We start from the raw sequence: 5,394 nt of genomic DNA, 5'->3' as shown, positions 1-5,394 counted from the left end.
CCAATGTAGATTTCTTTGTATAAAGTCAATCGTTTTGGATATAATAAGTCACTCTTTTTCATCTTTTTATCCAATGCTAATGCGGTTTCCCACAGTGTTCTGTCCCAATAAAACAGTTCCGGAAAATATTCATAAATCACGCCATTCATATTGGTAAAACCCGCGTGAATAAACAAACGATTCTGTTCGTCTATATAATAATCCTTTAAAGATTTCAGGAATTTAATGTGTTTGTTGATGGTTTCACCACTGGTTTTGTCATACGCCAAAACTGTAGATTCGCCTCCATGCTTGTACCACAAGGGATTATCAATACTTTCGTCAAGCCATTTTAATAATAATTGGTCGTGATTGCCAAGGATGAAAATGCAATTGTGAGTGGTTTTCAATTCCATCAAATAATCTAATACTTGTGGCGATTGGCTCCAGCCATCCACATAATCTCCCAGAAAAATTAAGGTGTCTTTTGTTGTGACTTTGGCTCTTTCCATAATTTGATGCAAGGCACGCAAACCACCGTGAATGTCGCCTATAACGAGTGTTCTCATTCTATTTTTTTATTGGTCTAAGCAATCGCCCTTTTGTCCATCCACTTTATTTAAATCGTATTTGTAAGTTCAGTTTGAAATAAAGCTCTCCGTTTTCTTCATAAATATCTCCAAATCCGTGTCGTGAACTGCTTGCTGTGTCAAGTTTTGTGTTTGCTAATAAATAATTTTCAAACTCGTTTTTATTGTAAATATGATAACATAAAATCTCTCCGTCTGATTTCACAATTAAATAACCTCCTGTTGCATCATATTCGCCTGTCCAAACTTTTGATGGCATCATTCCTAAAGCAATATCAGCCAAAAATCGTTTTATTTTGTAACTGTAAAATAGGTGTTTGTTTGTAGTGTCAAATTTTAACGGGTTTTCTTCTTCGATTATTTTTACCAAATCATTATATAAATTTTACTTTTTGAAAAGATTTGTATAATGCCAATCTAAAAATTCCTTTGATGGTAGAAATCTGTCGGGTAAAATAATTGACTGATTTTCGTATTTTAAAAAGAATTCTGGAACAGCTTCATCCTTTTTGAAATCATCAAAATACTTTGAAACTTTTATTTTGTAATCTGGTGTAACTGTTATAAAACCCTTATCGAATGCTTTGTCGTGAATTGAATTTAGGCACAATCCATTGTGAGGATTTAAGCGATTTAATTCATCCGTTTTCCAAGGTTTTATGTGACTTGCTACCAAAAAATCAGAAATGGATAATCCAGTTATACAACACTTTAAATTGTACGATGAAAGTATTGTGGAACGAAAGAAACTTTGATTTACTCTTTGTTTTATAATTGTGTCTCTTTCAGTACCAATTGGAAATTCAAAAATTTCAACATCAATTATTTCCTCAATTTTTTTATTTTGAAATTGAGCAATTAACGATTCGCTCTCGTAAGCTAATTTATCCCAATTTCCATTAAATTCATTCCAAACTATTTCATCAAGCTTACTTCCGTTACCCAAACCAACAATTCCTTGTTTTTTTAAATCTGGATCAAGTCTTCCGAAGTTTCCAATTTTCATATTAAGAGCAGAAGGACTTCTGCAAATAATATTAGCATATTTGATAATGGTTGGATTTGTTTTACTACTATTTTTAAATGGTATTTTACAATACACATTGAAAGCAACAATCGTTTCTTCTTTTGTCCAATTATTATTTTTCACCATTTTCTAATTCTATTATTTCAAGATTATCAACACAATAATCTCCTAAAACTTCATTCAATAAATCCTTGGTTAAATCTGAACTTCCTAATAAAATTGTCCTGAATATTTCAACTCTATCATCAGGTGTTAATTCATTTAATTTTTCTGTATCACGAAAAAATTTCATATAATCCTCTCTTGATATTTTTTGATAATTTTCCATTTTATGCGGCAATTTGCGTTAGGGATTGTAGTGGAAATCCTTTTTGTGAGGAACGAACAAAAAGATTGGAGCGGAAAGCCCGACCGAAGGGAACGCCCAAATCATTTCTAAAACCTACAATATAAATACGTTCTCTATTTTGTGGAACGCCAAAATCTTTAGCATTAATAATTTTAGGTTCGGGAACAAAATAGCCCAAATCATTTCTCAACACATTTAGAATTGTTGCTAATGTTTTTCCTCCGTTATGATTGCGTAAACCTTTTACATTTTCTAGGAAAATTGCTTTTGGTTTTTTGCGTTTGATAATTTCTGCAACGTCAAAGAATAGTGTTCCTCTCGTGTCTTCAAATCCTCCACGTTTTCCAGCAATCGAAAAAGCTTGACACGGAAAACCTGCACATAACAAGTCAAAACCGTCTGGAATAAAGGCTTTTGTTTCTTCTTTTGTAATGTCGCCAAAAGGTCTTTCTCCAAAATTGGCTTTATATGTTCGCTTAGCTTCTTTGTCCCATTCGCTTGTAAAAACGCATTTTCCTCCAAGATTTTGCAAAGCAAGTCTGAAACCGCCAATCCCTGCAAATAAATCTATGAATTTAAATTTGGGATTTTCAACAGGGGGAAAAGGAATATCAAACGTGTTGAAAATTCCATACTGTAAAGCTTCTTCAGCTACAATATTTGTAATTTCTTCGTCGGGATATTTATATTGTAAAATTTCTTTGGTGTATTTTACCGCATCTTTTTTGAAAAATTGTGAAACTCCATTTTTGTTGTTGTGCAAAAAGTGAGTAATAATCGCTTCCTTATTGTTTTCAGGTTCAACAAGTTTGATTTTGTATTCTTTTTCAAATACTTTTTCAAGCGATATTTTCTCTTTTAGTTTCATCTTAAATTTTTCATTCAATATTAAGTTGCTAAAATACTAAATTTATTAGTAATGGTTTCGCTTTATTCTCTTTCAAATATATATATATAAATCATCAAAAGAATTGAGCTCAGTTTTAAATCAAAACTCTTTACTGCACATCATACTTCATTTTCCTCAAAATCCGTAGCGCTTCTTTAAACGACAAATATACATAAGTGAAAGGTTTCAAAAGCGGTTTGGCGTCAATCAATTTTTGTTTGGCATCTTCAAAACCGTTGAGGTAACAAATCATAAAAGTTGATGGCAAATTTTCTAAATCTTTTTGTTCCCGTTCCGTTAACGAAAGTCCTTTTTGGAGTTTGTTCAACAAAGAAATGTTTGAGTTGTAAATATGAAACAACATTTTTCGGTTGAATTCCGGCGGTTGAAAAAGAATTTCCCGGTCAATTTTATAATACCCATTATCGTGAAAATGGATGGTTTGTTTTTCCAATGGATAATAACTCGTTTTGTCGTTCAAACCCAAAGGAACATATTCAATAATAGTAAAAGAATCTTCATCAAAAGTAATAGTCACCACATCCTGAGCCGAATAAAACAGCTTGATTTGTTCATTTATCAGTTCAATGTCTACACGAGAAAGGAAAGTTTTATCTCGAGATTTTTTAGGAACCCCAGCCCAGCAAATGACAAATAATTCCTTAAAAACCTTGTATTTTGGCATCATATCTTTGTGCCGAAAATTCATAAAATCAATCACACCATCGAGCGTGTATCCAATACTGTTTCTGGAATTATTTTCAATGCCAATGACGGTTTCCGTATTTTGATAATTTTTCTCGATTTCCCCTTCTACAGGAACGGTATTGCTGCCTCGACGTATAAAAACGCTGTTGGCAGGAATCGTGTGGATTCCTTTTTTGAAATGTGAGGTCTTGCTTTTGGCCTTTATAGACACCAATCCTATGACTTTGTCTTTGGACAAATTAGGAAAAGGCACGTTTTCGTATTGAATTTTCGGTGGATTTTCGAGATAAGCATTTACTAGATTCTGAATGTGGCTGTCATCAAAAAAATCATCGCCTACAATTTCGTTATCATGGTCTTCAACACCAACAACGATATAGGAATTATTCGCTGGATTCGAATTAGATAAGGCACAAATATGTTTCAAAAACTTCGCTTTTCCCTCACGAGTATGCAAATTCAACTGTCGTTTTTTGTCATAAAAACTGCTCTCATCATTGTGAGCTAGGAGGTTTTTAATTAAAAGACGTTTGTTAATCACTTTAATTTATGATTTATGAATTTTTGATTTGGGATTTTAAACTGAAAAAGTAGAATAATTAAATAGTTAAAGATCGATTTACAATTGTAGCAGAAGCTTGAGCTGTTGGAAAAACAATCAAATCGGCGATATTCACATGATAAGGTCTGGAAACCACAAAATGAATAATATCGGCAATATCCTCTGGTTGCAAGGGTTTAAGGTCTTTATATGTGTTAGCAGCTTTGTCCTTGTCGCCTTTGAAACGCACTTCACTAAACTCGGTTTCCACCATTCCGGGATGAATAGCTCCAACCCTAATTCCATAAGGATTCAAATCCATTCGCATACTTTTGTTCAAGGCGTCAACGGCATATTTTGAAGCGCAATATACATTTCCATTTGGATAAACTTCTTTTCCAGCGATGGAACCAATGTTAATAATATGACCTGATTTTTGTTCGATCATTTTAGGAATTATCGCTTTCGAAACATATAAAAGCCCTTTTACATTGATGTCAATCATTGCATCCCAATCGTCTAAATCACCATTTTGTATGGAATCTAAACCGTGTGCATTTCCAGCATTATTAATTAAAACATCAATTTTAGAAAAGGCAGAAGGCAATGAATTTATGCTTACAAAAACGGCTTTTTTATCCCGAACATCAAATGATAAAGTGTGGATTTCAGTAAATTCAGAAAGTTCTTTTTCGAGCGCCATCAATCGATCTTCCCGTCTTCCACAGAGAATAATTTTATAATTGTTTTTGGCTAATATTCTTGCTGTTGCTCTTCCAATTCCACTCGTCGCTCCCGTCACTAGGGCTATTTTACTCATATTTTGTAGTTTTTTAAAATCATTTTCATTTTTGTCAAAGAATTTTCCACTTAAGGAATTGGATTTCCGGCACTTTCCGTCCAAAAAGCAAACCAATCTTCTAATTCCAGATTAACTTCTGTCGCTTTCATCAAATTAGCAATTCTGTTTTTGTCAGCCGTACCACAAACGGGTATAATTCCAGCCGGATGTTTTAATATCCAGGCGAGAAGCAGTATGTCAATTTCGACATTGTATTTTGTTGAAAGTTTCGTTGCCAGTTTTTTAACTCGAACAGATTTTTCATCTATTTTTTTAAAAACACTTCCCAATGGAGACCAGCACATTGGCTTAATATTATGCGTTTGCATGTGGTCCAAACTTCCGTCGAGCATTGGTTCATAATGGGTGGCAGAAAACTCAATTTGGTTGTAATTTACTTTCAATTTTGTCTGAATTAAATCAGTTTGACTCGGAGTAAAATTCGAAACGCCAAAATCCAGAATTTTCCC

General features: G+C 33.3%; 8 protein-coding genes. All 8 read right to left on the bottom strand.

Annotated features, from left to right (window positions below; genetic code table 11):
* A partial coding sequence (locus ACH2BV_RS15990) for a metallophosphoesterase (RefSeq protein ID WP_395051777.1) occupies positions 1–548 on the bottom strand: 548 nt, incomplete at its 3' end.
* Positions 549–594: 46 nt separating this feature from the next.
* On the bottom strand, positions 595–939 hold the full coding sequence (locus tag ACH2BV_RS15985) for an HpaII family restriction endonuclease (protein ID WP_395051776.1): 345 nt from the start codon (positions 937–939) through the stop codon (positions 595–597).
* Between the two features lie 15 nt (positions 940–954).
* Complete coding sequence (locus tag ACH2BV_RS15980) at positions 955–1,722, bottom strand: HNH endonuclease (protein ID WP_395051775.1); 768 nt, start codon at positions 1,720–1,722, stop codon at positions 955–957.
* Positions 1,709–1,924, bottom strand: a complete 216-nt coding sequence (locus ACH2BV_RS15975) for a hypothetical protein (protein WP_395051774.1) — start codon at positions 1,922–1,924, stop codon at positions 1,709–1,711. The genes ACH2BV_RS15980 and ACH2BV_RS15975 overlap by 14 nt, the downstream gene beginning before the upstream one ends.
* Before the next feature lies 1 nt (position 1,925).
* Positions 1,926–2,813 (bottom strand): DNA cytosine methyltransferase, encoded by an 888-nt coding sequence (locus ACH2BV_RS15970; protein WP_395051773.1) that lies wholly within the window; start codon positions 2,811–2,813, stop codon positions 1,926–1,928.
* Between the two features lie 130 nt (positions 2,814–2,943).
* A complete protein-coding gene (locus ACH2BV_RS15965) occupies positions 2,944–4,083 on the bottom strand; it encodes an ATP-binding protein (RefSeq protein WP_395051772.1) in 1,140 nt (379 codons plus the stop codon).
* Positions 4,084–4,141: 58 nt separating this feature from the next.
* Complete coding sequence (locus ACH2BV_RS15960; RefSeq protein WP_395051771.1) at positions 4,142–4,903, bottom strand: SDR family NAD(P)-dependent oxidoreductase; 762 nt, start codon at positions 4,901–4,903, stop codon at positions 4,142–4,144.
* 50 nt (positions 4,904–4,953) lie between these two features.
* On the bottom strand, positions 4,954–5,394 hold a 441-nt coding region (locus ACH2BV_RS15955; RefSeq protein WP_395051770.1), incomplete at its 5' end, for an aldo/keto reductase.

This window comes from Flavobacterium sp. (assembly GCF_043780635.1).
GTDB lineage: Bacteria > Bacteroidota > Bacteroidia > Flavobacteriales > Flavobacteriaceae > Flavobacterium.
This window is presented reverse-complemented; position numbering and strand designations above follow the sequence as displayed.

Coding starts and splice junctions, on each gene's coding strand:
- ACH2BV_RS15975 (WP_395051774.1), bottom strand. CDS start 1,924: ATGGAAAATTATCAAAAAATATCAAGAGAGGATTATATGAAATTTTTT.
- ACH2BV_RS15980 (WP_395051775.1), bottom strand. CDS start 1,722: ATGGTGAAAAATAATAATTGGACAAAAGAAGAAACGATTGTTGCTTTC.
- ACH2BV_RS15960 (WP_395051771.1), bottom strand. CDS start 4,903: ATGAGTAAAATAGCCCTAGTGACGGGAGCGACGAGTGGAATTGGAAGA.
- ACH2BV_RS15970 (WP_395051773.1), bottom strand. CDS start 2,813: ATGAAACTAAAAGAGAAAATATCGCTTGAAAAAGTATTTGAAAAAGAA.